Origin of the sequence: Robbsia andropogonis, from assembly GCF_034047095.1 — a bacterium.
Lineage (GTDB): Bacteria > Pseudomonadota > Gammaproteobacteria > Burkholderiales > Burkholderiaceae > Robbsia > Robbsia andropogonis.
In genome coordinates this window covers 2,631,823-2,651,060 of the sequence record NZ_CP139170.1, presented here as the reverse complement: position 1 = coordinate 2,651,060, position 19,238 = coordinate 2,631,823, and the positions used below count along the sequence as shown (strand labels likewise).

Genomic DNA, 19,238 nt, shown 5'->3' with positions numbered 1-19,238 from the left:
TGGACGACCTTGCGCGATGTCAATCGATGCCGCGGATCATGCCGATTCTGAAAGGAAGTGTTGTAAGCCGTCCGGCGGGTGATGGCAAAAAAAAGCCCGCTCCAGATAGAGCGGGCTTCACAATCCCCGTAGCTTCCTCTGTTGCCGGCCCACGTCTTGTGGTGAGCTCAGGCTGTCATCATTAGGGTGGCTCAATCGTAGTGCGCGCGATACGTGTAATCACGTCCGAACCGCCTCGAGAGTGTCCCGCCGGGCCTTCTAATACCGCGGTGACGACGGATTGGATTATCGGGTTAATTGCATCGTTGTGTTGAAAAAAGTTGCACGAAAAACGATAAAGTGTCGCGCCTTCACAACTTGCCGTTTTCGAGCGTAAGTCGGGCCGTGAAAGTGCGTCGCCGGAGCATTCTGAATCGTTCTACGGTCCGCCTTTCATCTCCATTCGAAAATCAAAGCAATCCTTACGAAATGAAAGTATCGTAATAATCTACAGGTAAATCCGGGTGGATAAGCCGATGGGGTGGTCGGATCGGTCTCGTTTGTTCAATGCCGGATAAGACTGAGCGTGATTTCATTCGGTTGCGCCGCGTCGCAGCAAATGACATGTAGAATTTTCTCTTTCTTCCATCATTCCAGATAGAGCGAACCTCGTGAGCCTAGCCTTTCTCGTTTTCCTCAGCGTGCTGCAGGGTGTGACCGAACTTTTTCCTGTGAGCAGCCTTGGTCATACGCTGCTTGTTCCCGGCGTGCTCGGCATGCGGATCGACGAGCATGCACCGCAGCTGATTCCTTTCCTGGTGGCGTTGCATCTGGGAACGGCCGTGGCATTGCTGTGGTACTTCCGGACTCGGTGGGCGGCGATCATACGCGGTTGGTTCGGTAGCCTGGCGGGCCATCGAAGCGATGACGGTCATTTGGCATGGGCGTTGATCATTGGCACGATCCCTACCGGCCTCGTCGGCTTACTGGCGAAAAAGCATATCGAGACGATCTTTCATGACCTGCGCATCGTCGCCGTGGCGTTGATGATCAATGGGATATTGCTGTGGTTCGGCGACAGGATTCAGCGCAGGCGGGACGCACAGCCTCGTGCAGCGTCCATGGAACAACTGACCTTCGGCCGGGCCGCCATTGTTGGGTTGGCCCAGATCGGTGCATTGATTCCCGGTTTCTCGCGCAGCGGCCTGACCATGATCGCCGGCGTGAAAGCCGGGATGAACGCGGAAAAGGCCGCAGAGTTTTCCTTTCTGCTGGGAACGCCGATCATTTTCGCCGCGGGCGTTTTGGAAGTGCCCAAGCTGTTCCATGCCGGTGGCCAGCAATTGACCGATGCGTTGCTGGGTGGGGTATTGACCGGCATCGCGGGGTATCTCAGTATCCGCTTCCTGATGCACTATTTTGAAGGGAAAGGGCGCCTGGCGTGGTTTGGCGTGTATTGCGTGCTGGCCGGTCTGGCATCCCTCATCTGGCTGCAAATGCATCCAATGACGGCCTGATTCGTTGGAATCCGTCCGGATGTATTGGCGCGGTCGGGTAAAGTTGATGCTCCGTATGGACGGAGTTTGGTAGAATTGCGGTCTTTGCTGGACCGGGCCGCCCTTAGCTCAGCCGGATAGAGCACTCGCCTTCTAAGCGAGCGGTCACACGTTCGAGTCGTGTAGGGCGGGCCACTTCTTTTTTGTTTTCTCGTCTTCTGCGAAAAAGGTGTTGCTGTGTTCGTGCGCCATGGCGTGCGAGATACCACCATGCACGCCTGCGCTCCTCTCCACACGCAAGTGCCATCCCGCTTTATCATGGGATGAACCCTCTCGTTACCCGCTGGGCCGTCGCGGTTTCCTTTGTCGCGCCAAGGACGGGTATCGGCCCCCTTATCGCGTTTTCTTCTCAAAGGAGATCCGCACGTGTTCTCCCGACATGATCTTCCCGCTTTGCGGCGCCTGGCGCGCTTCGCGGCGCAGCGTTGTGCCCGGGATCGGGTTCCGCAGGTCGCGGGTAGTCTGACCTTCACGACGGTCTTGTCGATCGTGCCGTTGATTACCGTCGCGTTCGCGATTTTCACGGCTTTTCCGATCTTCGCGTCGTTCCAGGATGCGGTGCAGAACTTCCTTTCCGATCGGCTCATGCCGCCCTCCGTCAATCAGCAGATCTTCGAGTACCTGAACGAGTTTGCGGCCAAAGCAAAAGCATTGACCACCGCGGGCATGGTTTTTCTCGTGCTGACATCCCTGATCACGATGATGACGATCGAGTCCGCGCTGAACGTGATCTGGCGGGTGCGCAAGCCGCGCCCGCTCGTGCAACGTCTTTTGATCTATTGGGCCGTACTGACCCTGGCGCCCGTGATCTTCGGTATCAGTGTCTCGTTGTCGACGTATTTGCTTACGCAATCCATGTCACGTGTCAGTGGTGCGCTGGAGGTCGAGCCGACATTGAAGCAGTGGGTACTGTCATTCGCCGCCCTGCCGATTACCGCCGCGGGCTTCACGCTGCTGTACGTGTTCGTGCCGAATTGCCGGGTCGCATGGAAAGATGCCTTGATCGGCGGATGCGGCGCGGCGTTGGCTATCGAAGTGACGAAGCGCGGCTTCGGCCTCTATATCCGTCATTTTCCTACCTACACGGCGGTCTACGGCGCGTTTGCCGCGATTCCGATCTTCCTGATCTGGGTCTACCTCAGTTGGTTCATCACCTTATTCGGTGCGACGTTGACGTCGGCCTTGCCGGCCATCCGTGCCGGTCATTTCTTCCGGCCACGGTTCACCGGTAGCGACCTGTTCGACGCCCTCGCCATCCTGGCGCGCCTGGTGCGTGCACGGGACATGGGACGTTTCGGTTATAACGAGGGCGAATTGACGCGAATGCTGCGCCGCGATCTGGACACGACGACGCGGCTTTTGGCCGCGCTGGAGCAGCGGCAATGGATTGCGCGTCTGCATCGCGACGGCACGCCTGAGCGCTGGCTCTTGATCGCCAATCCCGCCACCATCACATTGGCGGCGTTGATCGATGCGTTTGTGATCGATCGCGACGAGCTGGCGTACCAGGCCAGTCTGGAGAGTTCACGCGTGGACGCGGATCTGCTGCTGTCCGCCTTGCATCACGAGGGTTTGACGGTGACGTTGCGGGATTTGATGCATGCCAGGGAGCAGCGTACCGGGGAACGGACGACTGGGCGGGTGGAACAAAAACACGCAGACCTCGCCCGGTTGATAGATCAACGTATCGGCGAGCAAGATGTTGCAATGCAAAATCGCTAAACGCGGCAGGAACATGCTGTGATTAGTCGTGATTTTTCATATTAGGCGGATGCCGGATTGCTTTTCTTTTCCAGCTCTTTCCGCTAGGATCGATTCATTCATCGATAGCTTCGGGTGGTCATCATGCGAGTCAAGGACATACTGCGATTGAAGAACGTGCCGGCGGCCGACGTGCGGTTGAACGACGCCCCGGCGGGAGTATTGCGCAAACCCTTGCCAGAGGGGGCGGCGGATGACCTCGAAGCATTGAAGGCAACGGCTTTGTACACGGTTTCAGCGGACCAGAAACTGTCCGTCGCGACCGACTTGATGGCAGAGCATGACATCGGGTCCCTGGTCGTGCTGGAAGCCGGGGAAGTGGTCGGCATGCTGACCTTCCGTGAGGTGCTGAAAGCGCTCAAGGCCAACGGTGGCACGGTGGGGGATAAGACCGTGCGCTCGGCGATGGACACCGCATTCATCTCGGGCACGATGAACATGCACATCGATCAGTTACGGCAGTCCTTTCTGGAGCGACATGCCCGTTACATTCCGGTGATCGATAATCGCATGTTGATGGGGGTGATTTCCCTGTACGACGTTGCCCGTGCCGTGGTCGAAGCGCAAGGTTTCGAAAACCAGATGCTGAAGGCCTATATCCGGGACTGGCCCCACGAGGACGTGGTCTCGGATGACCTTCGGATCTGATCTCGCCCGAGCCGCGTTGCGTAACGGGGTCGGGCGGTTGGCAATGGTATGCGGGCTGCCGCGACGGGTGGGGTAAAATGCCGGCTTCACCACGTCCTTCTGCAGGCTTCCCGCATCATGTCCGGAAATACGCTCGGCACCTTGTTCACCGTCACCACCTTTGGTGAATCACACGGCCCTGCTATCGGTTGTGTGATCGATGGCTGTCCTCCCGGCATGGCGCTTGCCGAAGCCGACATCCAGATCGAACTCGATCGACGCCGTCCCGGCACGTCACGCCACGTGACGCAGCGCCAGGAAGCCGATCAGGTCGAAATCCTATCAGGGGTGTTCGAGGGCAAAACCACCGGCACGCCCATCGGCCTGCTGATCCGCAATACCGATCAGCGTAGCAAGGACTACGGCAATATCGCGCAGACCTTCCGGCCCGGCCACGCGGATTACCCGTACTGGCAGAAATACGGTATTCGCGATTTTCGTGGTGGCGGCCGTTCGTCTGCGCGGCTGACGGCGCCACTGGTGGGGGCGGGAGCGGTGGCGAAGAAATGGCTGCTGGAGCGCTATGGAATTGTGGTGCGTGCGCATATGAGCGCACTCGGACCGATCGATATTCCCTTTGCATCCTGGGAAGACGTGCCGACCAATCCGTTCTTCGCGCCGAATGCGGGGATCGTGCCGCAACTTGAAGCCTATATGGATGAATTGCGTCGTGATGGCGATTCGATCGGCGCGCGCATCCGCGTGGTGGCCAATGGCGTGCCTGTAGGCTGGGGCGAGCCGCTGTTCGACCGGCTGGATGCGGATATCGCTCACGCGCTGATGGGCATCAATGCGGTCAAGGGCGTTGAGATCGGCGATGGGTTCGACAGCGTTCGCCAACGCGGCTCCGAGCATGGTGACGAAATCACCGCTGCCGGATTCGCTTCCAATCATGCTGGTGGTGTGCTTGGTGGTATCAGCACCGGGCAGGACATCGTCGCCTCCATCGCGATCAAACCGACGTCGAGCATTCGTGTGCCGCGTGAATCGATCGATCTGAATGGCAGCGGCGCGACGGTGGAGACGTTTGGACGTCACGATCCGTGCGTCGGTATCCGGGCAACGCCGATTGCTGAGTCGGTCATGGCATTGGTTTTGATCGATCACGCATTACGCCATCGCGCACAGAACGCCGATGTGCGGACCGATACACCGCGCGTTCCGGCCGCGAAGCCCTGATAGCCCGTTTTGGGCACACGAACGCGATGTCCGCGGCCGGTTTGTAATGGAATCATTCTGATATTGTCCCGTGGTCACGGACAAGCCTCTCTTGTGACGCACGGGCGTGCTATTTTAGCGTTTTCGGTGATGGCGCAAAGGAGAGAATTCGATGGATGATGCAAGCGAGCGGCGCGAGCCGGTAATGCCCAAGGTGGTAAGCACCGGGCGAGATCTCGCCGCCGTGGGTGCGGCACCTTCAGCCGGTGACTCCGGTGCGGCGCTCGATAGCGAATTCCAGCAAGTGTTCCAGACGGTGCTGACGATTCGGTGGGGCGATATGGACGCATATGGCCATGTGAACAACAGCATGTATTTTGTGTATATGGACCAGTTGCGCATCCTGTGGCTCGAATCGCTCGGCCTGCAGCGGCCTGTAGGCCAAGGCCCTGCCGTGGTCAATGCGTTCATGAATTATCGCCGGCAGTTGATCTACCCGGCGGATATCATCTGCACCCTGTACGCGAAGCCGCCTGGCCGCAGCAGCATGAATACCCGCTTTGACGTGCGCCGCCAGGACCAGCCGGACGTTGTCGTATCGGACGGCGGAGCCACCGTAGTGTGGACAGACTACGCATTAGGGCAATCCGTTCCGTTACCGGATGCCTTGCGGGCGCGATTGCCGGCACCATTAGCCTGAGGGCGTGGCGGGGGAGAGCATGTGCCGCACGCCTGCCTCGCCCTACGCTACCCCGCCTCCTATTAGGGTTTTCCTGTAAACGCTCCGTAAGTCATGTTTTCGCATGATCCGGCAGCGCAGTGGTCTGCTATGCTGCACCGAACAATAGCACTTGCGCACTCAAACAGGCGCACGCGAGCTTTATTCGTCGCGCCAACGCGTGGCGAAGAGGCGCATTTCGGTTGCCGCATCACAGGCGAACCGGCCGTGACGGTCTTGCGGACGGGAAGATTCTGAATGGCGTGGTGGCCTATCTCGAACGCTTCAGTCGTGGGGGGAGGCAGATGAACAAGGTGTATCCGAGCGCAGCGGCGGCACTGTCCGGCGTTGTGCAGGACGGACAGTTGCTGGCCGTCGGCGGTTTCGGTTTGTGCGGTATTCCGGAGGCCCTGATCGCGGCCTTGCGCGAGAGTGGCGTCAAGGACTTGACCTGTATCAGCAATAATGCCGGTGTCGATGGTTTTGGCCTGGGGCTATTGCTGGAAAGCAGGCAGATCCGCAAGATGATCTCGTCCTATGTGGGCGAGAACAAGGAATTCGAACGGCAGTTCCTCGCGGGTGAACTCGAATTGGAGTTCACGCCCCAGGGTACGCTGGCCGAGAAGCTGCGCGCCGGTGGCGCCGGCATTCCGGCGTTCTTCACTCGGACCGGCGTCGGCACGATGGTTGCCGAGGGCAAGGAAGTGCGCGCGTTCGACGGTATCGATCATGTGCTGGAGTCGTCCCTGCGTGCGGACGTCGCGCTGGTCAAGGCGTGGAAAGGCGATCGCGCTGGCAACCTTCTCTTCCGCGCCACCGCGCGCAACTTCAATCCGCTCTGTGCAATGTCGGGCCGCGTGACCATCGCGGAGGTCGAGGAACTGGTCGACGTCGGGCAATTGGACCCGGATGCGATTCATACGCCCGGTATCTTTGTGCAACGGATCGTCGTCAATGCGCATCCGGAAAAGCGCATCGAGAAGCGCGTCGTTCGTGCGCCCGCCAGCGCCACCTGAATCCTGGAGAAAATCGAGCATGCCTTGGACACGTGAACAAATGGCGGCCCGCGCCGCCCAGGAACTCGAAGACGGCTTCTATGTGAATCTCGGTATCGGTCTGCCGACGCTGGTGGCGAATTATGTGCCGCCGGGCGTGGAGGTATGGTTGCAGTCCGAGAATGGTTTGCTTGGTATCGGCCCGTCGCCAACCGAGGACCAGATCGACGCGGACCTGATCAATGCCGGTAAGCAGACGGTTACGACGCTGCCCGGCTCGTCGTTTTTTTCGTCGGCGGATTCGTTTGCGATGATTCGCGGCGGTCACGTCGATCTGGCGATTCTGGGCGCCATGCAGGTCAGCGAGAAGGGGGACCTGGCCAACTGGATGATCCCCGGCAAGATGATCAAGGGGATGGGCGGTGCGATGGATCTGGTTGCCGGCGTACGGCGAGTGGTGGTGCTGATGGAGCATGTGGCGAAAGGGGATGAACACAAGATCCTGCCCGCTTGCCAATTGCCGCTGACCGGCCTTGGCGTCGTGAATCGGATCATTACCGACCTCTGCGTCATCGACGTGACCAACGACGGTCTGCACGTCATCGAACTCGCACCCGACGTCACGCCCGAGACGGTGCGGGAGAAAACCGGCGCGCCGGTGCATTTTGACGACACGGTGACCGCCACCACGCAAGCGTTACCGCGCGACGCGGACGCATGAGCGCGGCGACGCCACGCACGGGCACGATTCTCTGCGCCGGTACGAGGGGGCCGCACAGGATGGCCTATGTGGAATGGGGCGATCCCCACAACCCGCGTGTGCTGCTTTGCGTTCACGGCCTGAGTCGGACGGGGCGGGATTTCGACGTGCTGGCCGCGCGCCTGGCGCAGACACATCGTGTCATCTGTCCGGATGTCGTCGGGCGGGGTAAATCGGACTGGTTAAGCGATCCCGCCGGCTATGTTCTCCCGCAGTACGTCGGCGATATGTTGGCGTTGTTCGCACAATTGCATTTGACCCGGATCGATTACCTGGGAACGTCGATGGGTGGTTTGATAGGCATGCTGCTGGCGGCAATGCCGATCACGCCGATCCAACGGATGGTTATCAACGATGTCGGGCCACATCTGGAGCCGTCATCGCTGATTCGGCTGCGTGCTTATCTGGATGAAGTGGCTGCACGGGGCGGGACCGTGGCGCCGATGTTCAAAAGTGCGCAGGAGGGTGTCGACTACATCACTGCGCACAGCGCGGGCTTTGGCGCCCATACGCCCGAGCAATGGCGCGCCCTGAATGCACCAATGCTCAAGCGCGTCTACGATGACGGCGGTGCCGTCGTCGGCTACGCTTTGCGTGCGGATCCCGGTATCGCCGAGGCGTTCCGGATGGCCGCCTCGCTCGACGCGGCCGCTCTGGATGCCGCCGAGGCAGGCATGTGGCATGCCTTCGAATCGATACGCTGCCCCACACTGATCGTGCGTGGCGGCGATTCGGACTTATTTTCGGCGCAGACATTAGAGCGGATGCTGGCGTGCGGCGCGCGGTTTTCGAGCGCAACCGTCCCGGGCGTCGGACACGCGCCCACCTTCGTCGATCCGGCCCAGACCGTGCTCGTTACGCAGTTTTTGCACGCGTCGTAAACGGAAGGGGCGTCACCTCGCTTAAAATATCCACTGAGCGGGTATCATGCATGCTTGCACCAGAAATGTGCAAGGCGTGTTGCTTGGCATTGGCGCGGGCAAACGCGTCGGCACTTCGGGATAATCGTGTCCGCCCTCACTTTTTAATGGATATATTGCATGCCGATCGTTCGTCACCACGTTGGCGCGCGTCTCTCGGAGACCGCGATTTTCAACCGTACCGTATATCTGGCTGGACAGATTGCCGAGGACACGACGGGTGATGCCTACGCACAGACTGTCGAAGTCCTGGGTCATATCGATCGCTTGCTGGGTGAGGCGAACAGCGACAAGGAACATCTGCTTTCAGTGCAGATCTATATTGCCGACATGCGCGACTTCGCTGAAATGAACCGGGCCTGGGACGCCTGGGTGGCCGCCGGCCATACCCCACCGCGTGCGACGGTGGAAGCCAAGCCGGCGAATCCGGCTTGCCTCGTGGAAGTGGTCGTGGTTGCCGCGCAAAAGGATTGATCGCGGACAGTACGGCGGCGCATCGGTCTTGACGAATTTCATGGAAACAGCAAACGACGCATCCCTCCCGGAGCCCGCCGGGTCTCCTGACGCCTCGCCCTTATTGGACGCGGCGCGCGCGCGCGTGCGGGAAGTCGCGTCGGAGATGACGATGAAATCCGGCGAGTCCCTGGTCGATCACGGGGCCGGGACCGCCAGGATTCTCGCTTCGCTCGATGCGGATTTGCCTTCGCTGCTGGCCGCCATCCTGTATCCGATCGCCGACCGGACCGACGATATCACGGCGTTGCTCGGCGACGCGTTGGCGGCGGAAGTGCTGCATCTGATTGCCGACGTGCGCAAGCTGTCCCAGCTCGGCGTCGTCGGCGTGCGGGCCGCGGAGCGCGGCAGCAAGGGTCTGGACCGCGATGCCGAGGCGGCGCGCCGCCTGCATGTGGAATCGTTGCGCAAACTGCTGTTGGCATTCGCGCAGGACATCCGGGTCGTGCTGATTCGCTTTGCATCGCGTCTGCAGACGCTGCGCCATCACGCGGCGACGAAAAGCGCGCCTGCGCCGGACCTCGCACGCGAGACGCTGGAAATCTACGCGCCGTTGGCGAATCGCCTGGGTATCTGGCAGGTCAAGTGGGAATTGGAGGACCTGGCGTTCCGCTTCGAAGACCCGGACACCTACAAGCGGATTGCGCGTCTGCTCGATGAAAAGCGGGTCGAGCGCGAAGCCTATGTCAGCGCCGCAATCGCGCAACTACGCGAAGCGCTTTCCGAGGCGGATATCGTTGCCGAGGTCAGCGGCCGGCCAAAGCATATCTACAGTATCTGGCGCAAGATGCGCGGCAAGGACCTCGATTTCTCCGAGCTGTACGATGTTCGCGCGTTTCGCGTCATCGTGCGCGACGTCAAGGATTGCTACTCGGTGCTGGGAATTGTCCACAACATGTGGCAACCGATCCCGAAGGAGTTCGACGATTATATTTCCCGCCCCAAGCCGAATGGCTATAAGTCGCTGCACACGGTTGTCATCGGTGACGATGGTCGGGCGTTCGAGGTGCAGATCCGTACCCGTGAAATGCACGAGTTCGCCGAATATGGGGTTGCCGCGCACTGGCGCTATAAGGAGGCCGGGCCACGCGGTTATGCGGGACAGTTCGCCGCCGACGAACGCTACGACGAGAAGATTGCCTGGCTGCGGCAATTGCTGGCATGGAAGGACGATATCGCCGGCGAGCGTGGCGAAGGCGTCGACGACGGCACCGACGGCAACGCCCCCCGGTTGGACCGTCCGGAAAGTGCGTTGCAGGCGTGGGAACAGATCAAGCAGACGCCGGTCGACGATCACATTTACGTATTGACGCCGCAGGCACGCGTGATTGCGTTGCCGCAGGGCGCCACGGCGGTTGATTTTGCTTATCATCTGCATTCCGACCTGGGTCACCGCTGCCGGGGCGCTCGTGTCGACGGTGCGATGGTGCCATTGAATACCCCGTTGCGCAATGGCCAGACGGTTGAGATCATCGCGGTCAAGCAAGGCGGCCCATCGCGTGACTGGCTGAATGCAAACCTGGGGTATCTGCATAGCCCGCGTGCGCGGCAGAAGGTGCGGAACTGGTTTAACGCGCTCGATTTGCAGGAAAGCATCGCCACGGGTCGGGCGATGGTCGAAAAGACGCTTCAGCGGGAAGGGAAGACGTCTGTCAACCTGGATGACCTGGCCAATAAGCTGGGTTTCAAGAACCCGGATGCCTTGTTTGTCGTCGTCGGGAAAGAGGAGTTCAGCCTGCGGCAGGTTGAACAGGCATTGCACGACGGGCCGCCGGTGGTGGAAGAACAGCCGGAGATCGTCGCCAAGTCGAGCAGCGGGCGCAGTGTTGCCAGTGGGGCATCCAGCGGCGTATTGGTTGTGGGCGTGGGTGCACTGATGACGCAGCTCGCGCGCTGCTGCCGCCCGGCGCCACCGGATGCCATTGCCGGATTTGTCACGAGAGGCAAAGGGGTGTCGATTCATCGTGCCGACTGTCCGACGTTTGCGCGGATGGCCGCAGAAGCGCCGGAGCGCGTGCTTGAGACGGCGTGGTCCGACGAAGCGATCGGCGGTCGCGGCGATACCGTGTATCCCGTTGACTTGATGATCGAGGCGACGGATCGGCAAGGCCTGTTGCGCGACATCTCTGATATCTTCGCACGCGAGAAGATCAACGTCGTGGGTGTCAAGACGGTATCGAAACGCCACCATGCCTATATGCATTTCACAGTGGAGGTGCGCAGCGCCGAGCAATGTCGTCGGGCACTACTTGTTTTATCCGAGATTTCGGGTATGATTCGGGCCTCGCGTCGGTTGTGAAGCGAAGGCGCGGTGGGGCAGGTGAGGGAAGTGCGGTGGTATGTGTTAAATAGCGCTTGCAACTTTCGGTAGATGCTCTATAATCTTGCTTCTTTAGGCTCGTAGCTCAGTTGGTTAGAGCACCACCTTGACATGGTGGGGGTCGTTGGTTCGAATCCAATCGAGCCTACCAACGAATTTGCAGTCAGTAGGCATATCCGGGTTGAAAGTACAATTCGGAAGCGGTGCCCGATAGACGAACGTGACGAGGAAATACGATGTTCCTGCGAACGCTGACCGGTACGACTCAGGAATCCTGATAGGGACCGGTTCAGTTCGTTTATCGATATCGCGAAAATGAAATGCGGCCCCTGGTGGGCCGCATTTTTTTTATCCGTGTTTTTGTGTGGCCCGCTTGTCGATGGCGTGGCGGGTACCGTCTGGGTGCCTCGCGGGAAGGCGCGTTGTTGCACAGTGGGATTCAATTGATCCGCGCCAAAAGGCGGGGTGGGAGAGCAGCATGATTTCGGTACGCTTGCCTGATGGTTCCGTGCGCCAATACGAGCGCCCGGTGACCGTGGCGGAAGTCGCCGCGTCGATCGGTCCGGGGCTGGCAAAAGCGGCATTGGGCGGAAAGATCGATGGTCAGGAGGTAGATACCTCGGCGCTGATCGATCGCGATGTGGCGCTGTCGATCATCACCGACAAGGACCCGGAAGGCCTCGATATCGTGCGTCATTCGACCGCGCATTTGCTCGCCTATGCTGTCAAGGAGCTGTATCCTGAGGCGCAGGTCACCATTGGCCCGGTCATCGACAATGGCTTCTACTATGACTTTGCCTATTCGCGGCCGTTCACGCCGGAAGACTTGGAGCGCATCGAGAAGCGCATGCAGGAAATCGCCAAGCGTGACGAACCGGTGTCGCGTCGTGTCGTCTCGCGCGATGAGGCTGTTGCCTATTTCGCTGGCATCGGCGAGAAATACAAGGCTGAACTGATCGCCGCGATTCCGGGCGACGAAGACATCAAGCTGTACTCGCATGGTGGCTTCACCGATCTGTGTCGCGGTCCGCACGTGCCTAGCACCGGCAAGCTGAAGGTATTCAAGCTGATGAAGGTGGCCGGCGCGTATTGGCGCGGCGACGCGAACAATGAGCAATTGCAGCGGATCTATGGCACGGCCTGGACCAGGAAGGAAGACCAGGACGCGTATCTGACGATGCTCGAGGAAGCGGAAAAGCGTGACCACCGCAAGCTCGGCAAGCAGCTCGACCTGTTCCATCTGCAGGAAGAAGCGCCGGGCATGGTGTTCTGGCATCCGAAGGGCTGGGCCCTATGGCAGGCGGTCGAGCAATACATGCGGCAGCGCTTGAATGCGTCCGGGTACAGCGAGATCAAGACGCCGATGGTGATGGATAAATCACTATGGGAGCGCTCGGGTCACTGGGACAACTACCGTGAGAACATGTTCGTCACGGAATCGGAAAAACGCGAGTACGCGGTCAAGCCGATGAATTGCCCGGGTCACGTCCAGGTCTTCAATCACGGATTGCGGTCGTATCGCGACTTGCCGTTGCGTTTCGCCGAGTTCGGCTCCTGTCATCGTAATGAGCCATCCGGGTCATTGCATGGACTGATGCGGGTGCGTGGTTTCGTCCAGGACGACGCGCATATCTTCTGTACCGAAGACCAGATCAATTCGGAGGCGATCGCCTTCAATGAATTGACGATGCGGATCTACAAGGACTTCGGCTTTCACGAGGTGGCGGTGAAGTTGTCCCTGCGGCCGGAAAAACGTGCCGGTGACGACGCCCAGTGGGACCGTGCCGAGGAGGGGCTGCGCGAGGCACTGCGCAAGTGTGATCTCTCCTGGGAGGAATTGCCGGGCGAAGGTGCCTTCTATGGCCCGAAGATCGAGTATCACATCAAGGATGCGATCGGACGGTCATGGCAATGCGGTACGCTGCAGCTCGATTTCGTGCTGCCGGAGCGTCTCGGCGCGGAATACGTCGCCGAGGACAATGCGCGCAAGCGACCCGTCATGTTGCACCGTGCGATCATCGGTTCGTTCGAGCGATTCCTGGGCATGTTGATCGAAAACCATGCCGGCGCCATGCCTTCCTGGCTCTCGCCGGTGCAAGTGGTAGTGATGAATATTACCGGTGATCAGGCCGATTACGCGCAATCTGTTGCCCAAACGTTGCAAAAACAAGGGGTTAGGGCAGAGGTTGATTTGCGAAATGAAAAGATAAGCTATAAAATACGCGAGCATACTATGCAAAAGATTCCTTATCTGCTCGTTGTGGGCGGAAAGGAGCGCGAATCGCACACCGTCGCGGTGCGTGCGCGAGGCAATGTGGACCTGGGCACCATGGCTCTGGACACGTTCTCGGCTCGGCTTCTGGAAGAAATCCGGACCTACCAATAAGCCTGCGTACGGCCGCATCGAATATCAACGATCATAGGGGAAACCTAACATCGCTACGGAAAAGTCTCATCGTCTGAACGGTGAAATCTTCGCACCTGAAGTGCGTTTGAACGGCGTCGAAAACGAGCCGCTGGGCATTGTGAAGTTGGCTGAAGCCATCCGACTGGCCAGCGAGGCCGATGTCGACTTGGTGGAAATCGCACCGAACGCCGCGCCGCCCGTGTGCCGCCTGATGGACTACGGTAAGTTCAAATACCAGGAGTCGAAAAAGGCGCACGAGGCCAAGCTCAAGCAAAAGATCGTCGAAGTCAAGGAAGTCAAGTTTCGTCCGGGTACGGATGATGGCGACTACAACGTCAAGTTGCGCAATCTGACGCGGTTCCTCGACGAAGGCGATAAGGCGAAGATCACGCTGCGGTTCCGCGGTCGCGAGATGGCCCACCAGGAAATTGGCATGCGAATGCTCGAGCGTTTGCGCACGGACCTGGATGAAGTGGGTCAGGTCGAACAGATGCCGAAGATGGAAGGGCGTCAGATGGTCATGGTGATCGGTCCGAGGCGGAAGAAGTAACCGTGGTTAAGAGCAGTAAGGCGCTGGTTGGACGCGGTTGAACGGACGGAGCGGTACCTAGGCGATGGGGGTTTTGGACCCATGGCGGTGATGCCGTAACGTTGGCGTGCAAGCGGCGTGCAGGGCTCCGATGATGCAGTGTGTCATTGGGGGCGGTATGGACACGGTGTTGCCGTCCCATGTCGCGAAAACAAGTGATGTCGGGTCAAGCAAGGACGGCGGAAGCCGGACACCTGGTGTCATGCCAAAGAGTTGGAGTAGGTTCTCATGCCGAAGATGAAGACGAAGAAAAGCGCCTCCAAGCGCTTTGTCGTGCGTCCGGGCGGTACCGTCAAGCGCGGTCAAGCCTTCAAGCGCCACATCCTGACCAAGAAGACGACGAAGAACAAGCGTCATCTTCGTGGTACGGAAGGTGTCCACGCATCGGACGTTGCGTCCGTGCGCGCGATGATGCCGTACGCTTAACCCTGCAAATAGGAGCATTCCATGCCTAGAGTAAAACGCGGGGTCACAGCGCGGGCCCGTCACAAGAAGATCATTGTCAAGGCCAAGGGTTACCGCGGCCGTCGCAATAACGTCTACCGTATCGCTAAGCAGGCCGTCATGCGTGCCGGCCAGTACGCGTACCGCGATCGTCGTAATAAGAAGCGCGTGTTCCGTGCGCTTTGGATTGCACGTATCAACGCGGCATCGCGTGAGCATGGTGTTACGTACAGCGTGTTCATGAATGGCTTGAAGAAGTTGGCTATCGAACTGGACCGTAAGGTGCTGTCCGACATGGCGATTTTCGACAAGCCGGCATTTGCTGCAATCGTTGCTCGCGTGAAGGAAGTGCAGGCAGCGTAAGGAGAACGCGCGTGCCGCGCAGGATGGCGTGCACGCGTTTTTTTCGCCGTCGCCCAGGCGAGGGCAAGCGCGGCAACATCGCGCTGTAGTGCGGGAAAGGGGGCTGGTGGCCCCCTTTTTTGTTGATATTGCATGATGGCGAGATGTGACCCATCAGGCGACGAATATTTCGCTGACGTGATAGTCCGCTGACTGCGTGCGTGCGACATTGGCAGCAAGGCAATGTCGACACCTTGGTTGCGCTCGGTACGAGCGACCCGGATGGCGGTGACGGCGGCGCATTAAAAAGAGATTTATGGACCTGGACCAGATTGTGACGGTCGCGCTCGACGGTTTTGCGCAATGCAATGACGTTGTGGCGCTCGAAAATGAAAAGGCCAAGTATCTCGGCAAGGCTGGGCAATTGACCGAGCTGCTCAAGGGCCTGGGCAAGCTCGATCCGGACGTGCGCAAGCAGGAAGGCGCACGAATCAATGTTGCGAAACAGGCCATCGAGGATGGCTTGAACGCACGCCGCCAGGCATTGGCGGACGCATTGCTGAACCAGCGCCTCGCAGCCGAAGCGATCGACGTGACATTACCGGGGCGTCGGGCGCAGACCGGCACGCTGCATCCGGTGATGCAGACCCGCGAGCGCGTCGAACGCATCTTCGCGTCGATCGGCTTCGATGTGGCCGATGGTCCCGAGATCGAAAACGACTGGTTCAATTTCTCCGCGTTGAACAGTCCGGAGAACCATCCCGCACGCTCGATGCAGGACACATTCTATATCGAGGACAAGGACGAGCAAGGACGCCCGTTGCTGCTGCGCACGCATACGAGCCCGATGCAGGTCCGCTATGCGCGTGCGCATACGCCACCGATCAAGGTTATCGTGCCGGGCCGGACCTACCGCGTGGACAGCGACGCCACGCATTCTCCGATGTTCAACCAGGTCGAAGGGCTGTGGATCGACGAGAACGTCAGCTTTGCCGATCTGAAGGGCGTCTACACGGACTTCCTGTGCCAGTTCTTCGAACGCGACGACATCGTCGTACGTTTTCGTCCGTCGTATTTCCCGTTCACGGAGCCGTCGGCGGAGATCGACATGATGTTCGAACGCGGCGCGAATGCGGGGCGTTGGCTGGAGATTTCGGGTGCGGGCCAGGTGCATCCTGCCGTCGTGCGCAACATGGGGTTGGACCCGGAGCGCTTTGTGGGTTTTGCATTCGGTAGTGGACTGGAACGGTTGACGATGCTGCGTTATGGCGTGCAGGACTTGCGGCCGTTCTTCGAAAACGACCTGCGCTTCCTGAAGCAGTTCGCGTAACGTCAGCGGAGCGGGCATCCCGGGTGGGGCGCATGCGTGAGCATGGGTTCGCGCGGTGGCGGTACCGCTCTCGGATAGGTATCGGGCATCGGATCGCGCGACGCGCGGCGACGTCCGGTACGGTATCTGCGCGACAAGGCGCCGCGCCGACGGTGTAGCACACCGAGGCCGTCGAATGGATCGCGCAGAGAAGGCAACAAGGAAACGAACAAGATGTTATTCCCGGAATCCTGGCTTAGAACAGTCGTCAATCCGCCGCTGTCGACGGATGCGCTTGCGCATGCGTTGACGATGTCCGGTATCGAGGTGGAAGGCGTGACACCGGCCGCGCCGCCGTTCACGAAGGTCGTGGTCGCGCAGGTGATCGACGTACAGAAGCATCCCGACGCGGACCGCTTGAACGTCTGCCGCGTGGACGTGGGTCACGGCGAGCCGCTGCAGATCGTCTGTGGCGCACCCAATGTGGCACCGGGTATCAAAGTACCTGCGGCGTTGGTCGGCGCGGAGCTGCCTCCGGCCGAGGTCGGAGGGGCGCCGTTCAAGATCAAGTTGGGCAAGCTCCGGGGGGTGGAAAGTGCCGGCATGTTGTGCTCGGCCAAGGAACTGAAGTTGTCCGATGACAGTGTGGGTCTGATGATCCTCGCCGAGGACGCGCCGGTTGGTGAATCCATCCGGGCGTATCTGGATCTAGATGATCAGGTCTTTGAGGTGAAGCTGACGCCGAACAAGGCCGACTGTCTCTCCGTGCACGGCATCGCACGTGAGGTAGCCGCCATTACCGGAGCGCCGTTGCAGCGCGAAGCGTTTACGCCGGTGGCCGTGACGTTGGATGAACTGCGCCAAGTCAAGATCAGCGCGCCCGATTTATGCGGACGCTTTTCCGGCCGGGTCATTCGCGGTGTGAATGCGCGCGCCAAGACACCGGAATGGATGGTGCGACGTTTGGCGCGTTGCGGCCAGCGCAGTGTATCCGCACTGGTCGACATCTCGAATTACGTGATGCTTGAACTGGGTCGACCCACGCACGTGTTCGACCTCGACACGATCCACGGGGATCTGGATGTGCGATGGGCGAAGACCGGTGAGACGTTGAAGCTGTTGAACGGCAATACGGTCACGCTCGATGAACAGGTTGGTGTGATCGCGGACGGTCAATGCGTCGAGAGCTTGGCGGGCATCATGGGCGGCGACAGTACGGCAGTCACGCTTGACACTACGAACATCTACGTCGAAGCGGCTTTCTGGTGGCCGGACAGCGTGCGCGGACGTGCGCGGCGTTATAACTTCTCGACCGATGCGACGCACCGTTTCGAGCGTGGCGTGGATTATGCGACGACGGTCGATCATCTCGAATGGATCACGCGTTTACTGGTGGATGTATGTGGCGGCCAAGTCGGTCCGATCGATGATCAAATCGTCAATCTGCCGCAACGCAAGCCGGTGGCGATGCGCGTGTCGCGGGCCGCGCGGATCATCGGCATTCCCCTCAGCGACGCGATCGTCAGCGACGTGTTCACGCGGCTGGGGTTGCCGTTCACGCAGGAGGGTGAGGTATTTGCGGTGACGCCGCCGTCCTATCGTTTCGATATCGAAATCGAAGAGGATTTGATCGAGGAAGTTGCGCGCATCCATGGTTTCGAGAAGATTCCGTTACGTGCGCCGATAGCGCTGAACCGGATGCGCGGCACGGATGAGACCCATCGTTCCGTGCATGACATCCGGCATCGCGCGGCGGCAAGGGACTACGCGGAAACGGTCAGCTTCGGCTTTGTCGATGCGCAGTGGGAAACGGATTTTGCCGGGAATGCATCCCCTATCAAGCTGTTGAATCCGATCGCGAGCCAGTTGTCGGTGATGCGCAGCACGTTGATCGGCAGCCTGGTCGATGTGCTGAAGCATAACTTGAGCCGTCGCGCGGATCGTGTGCGTGTTTTCGAGTTGGGTCGTGTGTTCGTTCGCGATGCGGGTGTGTCGGCGGGACCGATGACGATTGCAGGGATTGCGCAACCGGTCAGGCTGGGCGCGCTGGCCTACGGCGGCGCTGCGGACGAGCAATGGGGCGAGACGGCGCGCCAGGTGGACTTCTTCGACGTCAAGGGGGACCTGGAGGCGCTGTTCGCGCCGGTGGTGCCCCGCTTTGTGCGGGCCGCGCACCCAGCCTTGCATCCTGGGCGTAGTGCCCGTGTGGAAGTGGACGGCAAGGTGGTCGGCTGGCTGGGAGAATTGCATCCGAGCTGGCAGCGTAAATACGACCTGCCGCGGGCGCCGGTGGTGTGTGAGGTGGACGCTTCGGCGCTGTCCGATCGTGCGTTGCCGGACCCGGTGCCGGTGTCGAAATTTCCGCCGGCACGACGCGATATTGCCGTGGTCGTGGACCGCGAAGTGGGGGTTCAGGCACTCCTGGATGCACTGCGGGATGCGCGTCGTGATCCAGCTTGCCAGATTGTGCAACATATTGCTTTGTTTGATGAATTTCGACCGAAGGATGGGCAATCGGGCGGTCTGGCGACCACCGAGAAAAGCCTTGCTTTCAGAATTGGCTTGCAAGATACTGGCGGGACGCTTCAGGAGGGTGCGGCCGACGCGGCCGTGCAGATCCTCGTCGACCGATTGGCGCGTGATTTCGGCGCGCGGCTTCGTGGTTGATGACGGGAGAACGGCACAGTGCGATGTGACCATGCGTCTTGCCTGAATGAATCCGTACGGATTTAGGACATGGGCGAGTTGGTATCGGTGCTGCGGTCATACAGGCTTGCATC

At 59.9% G+C, this 19,238-nt stretch carries 16 protein-coding genes and 2 tRNA genes; all 18 read left to right on the top strand.

Going from position 1 to position 19,238, the window contains the following annotated elements:
- Window positions 1-650: 650 nt before the first annotated feature.
- The 18 genes from SJQ66_RS25015 to pheT all read left to right on the top strand — a co-directional run bounded on the left by SJQ66_RS25015 (window position 651) and on the right by pheT (window position 19,125).
- Window positions 651-1,496 carry an undecaprenyl-diphosphate phosphatase gene (locus SJQ66_RS25015; protein ID WP_024901421.1) on the top strand — a complete coding sequence of 282 codons (846 nt, stop codon included), beginning with the start codon at window positions 651-653 and terminating at the stop codon, window positions 1,494-1,496.
- Window positions 1,497-1,593: 97 nt separating this feature from the next.
- Window positions 1,594-1,670: transfer RNA gene (locus SJQ66_RS25010), tRNA-Arg, on the top strand.
- 231 nt (window positions 1,671-1,901) lie between these two features.
- Window positions 1,902-3,257: a YihY family inner membrane protein gene (locus SJQ66_RS25005; protein ID WP_024901420.1), complete on the top strand. Its 1,356-nt coding sequence runs from the start codon at window positions 1,902-1,904 to the stop codon at window positions 3,255-3,257.
- Between the two features lie 123 nt (window positions 3,258-3,380).
- Window positions 3,381-3,944, top strand: a complete 564-nt coding sequence (locus tag SJQ66_RS25000; protein ID WP_024901419.1) for a CBS domain-containing protein — start codon at window positions 3,381-3,383, stop codon at window positions 3,942-3,944.
- Between the two features lie 117 nt (window positions 3,945-4,061).
- Window positions 4,062-5,162 carry a chorismate synthase gene (gene aroC / locus SJQ66_RS24995; protein ID WP_320534673.1) on the top strand — a complete coding sequence of 367 codons (1,101 nt, stop codon included), beginning with the start codon at window positions 4,062-4,064 and terminating at the stop codon, window positions 5,160-5,162.
- A gap of 319 nt (window positions 5,163-5,481) precedes the next feature.
- A complete protein-coding gene (locus tag SJQ66_RS24990; RefSeq protein ID WP_046152665.1) occupies window positions 5,482-5,841 on the top strand; it encodes an acyl-CoA thioesterase in 360 nt (119 codons plus the stop codon).
- 323 nt (window positions 5,842-6,164) lie between these two features.
- Window positions 6,165-6,875, top strand: a complete 711-nt coding sequence (locus SJQ66_RS24985; protein ID WP_024901416.1) for a CoA transferase subunit A — start codon at window positions 6,165-6,167, stop codon at window positions 6,873-6,875.
- A 19-nt stretch (window positions 6,876-6,894) separates the two neighbouring features.
- Window positions 6,895-7,575 (top strand): 3-oxoacid CoA-transferase subunit B, encoded by a 681-nt coding sequence (locus SJQ66_RS24980; protein ID WP_024901415.1) that lies wholly within the window; start codon window positions 6,895-6,897, stop codon window positions 7,573-7,575.
- Entirely contained in the window at window positions 7,572-8,495 is a 924-nt protein-coding gene (locus tag SJQ66_RS24975; protein ID WP_046152621.1) for an alpha/beta fold hydrolase, read from the top strand. The genes SJQ66_RS24980 and SJQ66_RS24975 overlap by 4 nt, the downstream gene beginning before the upstream one ends.
- 159 nt (window positions 8,496-8,654) lie before the next feature.
- On the top strand, window positions 8,655-9,008 hold the full coding sequence (locus SJQ66_RS24970) for a RidA family protein (RefSeq protein ID WP_320534672.1): 354 nt from the start codon (window positions 8,655-8,657) through the stop codon (window positions 9,006-9,008).
- A gap of 40 nt (window positions 9,009-9,048) precedes the next feature.
- Window positions 9,049-11,346 carry a RelA/SpoT family protein gene (locus tag SJQ66_RS24965; protein ID WP_024901412.1) on the top strand — a complete coding sequence of 766 codons (2,298 nt, stop codon included), beginning with the start codon at window positions 9,049-9,051 and terminating at the stop codon, window positions 11,344-11,346.
- 95 nt (window positions 11,347-11,441) lie between these two features.
- Window positions 11,442-11,518, top strand: a tRNA-Val gene (locus SJQ66_RS24960).
- A gap of 327 nt (window positions 11,519-11,845) precedes the next feature.
- Window positions 11,846-13,753, top strand: coding sequence for a threonine--tRNA ligase (thrS, locus tag SJQ66_RS24955; protein ID WP_024901411.1), 1,908 nt, complete (start codon window positions 11,846-11,848; stop codon window positions 13,751-13,753).
- Between the two features lie 49 nt (window positions 13,754-13,802).
- Complete coding sequence (infC, locus tag SJQ66_RS24950; RefSeq protein ID WP_081764707.1) at window positions 13,803-14,324, top strand: translation initiation factor IF-3; 522 nt, start codon at window positions 13,803-13,805, stop codon at window positions 14,322-14,324.
- A gap of 267 nt (window positions 14,325-14,591) precedes the next feature.
- Window positions 14,592-14,789, top strand: a complete 198-nt coding sequence (gene rpmI / locus SJQ66_RS24945; protein ID WP_024901409.1) for a 50S ribosomal protein L35 — start codon at window positions 14,592-14,594, stop codon at window positions 14,787-14,789.
- 21 nt (window positions 14,790-14,810) lie between these two features.
- Entirely contained in the window at window positions 14,811-15,170 is a 360-nt protein-coding gene (gene rplT, locus SJQ66_RS24940) for a 50S ribosomal protein L20 (RefSeq protein WP_024901408.1), read from the top strand.
- Between the two features lie 295 nt (window positions 15,171-15,465).
- A complete protein-coding gene (gene pheS / locus SJQ66_RS24935) occupies window positions 15,466-16,479 on the top strand; it encodes a phenylalanine--tRNA ligase subunit alpha (RefSeq protein ID WP_024901407.1) in 1,014 nt (337 codons plus the stop codon).
- 213 nt (window positions 16,480-16,692) lie between these two features.
- Window positions 16,693-19,125, top strand: a complete 2,433-nt coding sequence (pheT, locus tag SJQ66_RS24930) for a phenylalanine--tRNA ligase subunit beta (protein ID WP_320534671.1) — start codon at window positions 16,693-16,695, stop codon at window positions 19,123-19,125.
- Window positions 19,126-19,238 lie beyond the last annotated feature (113 nt).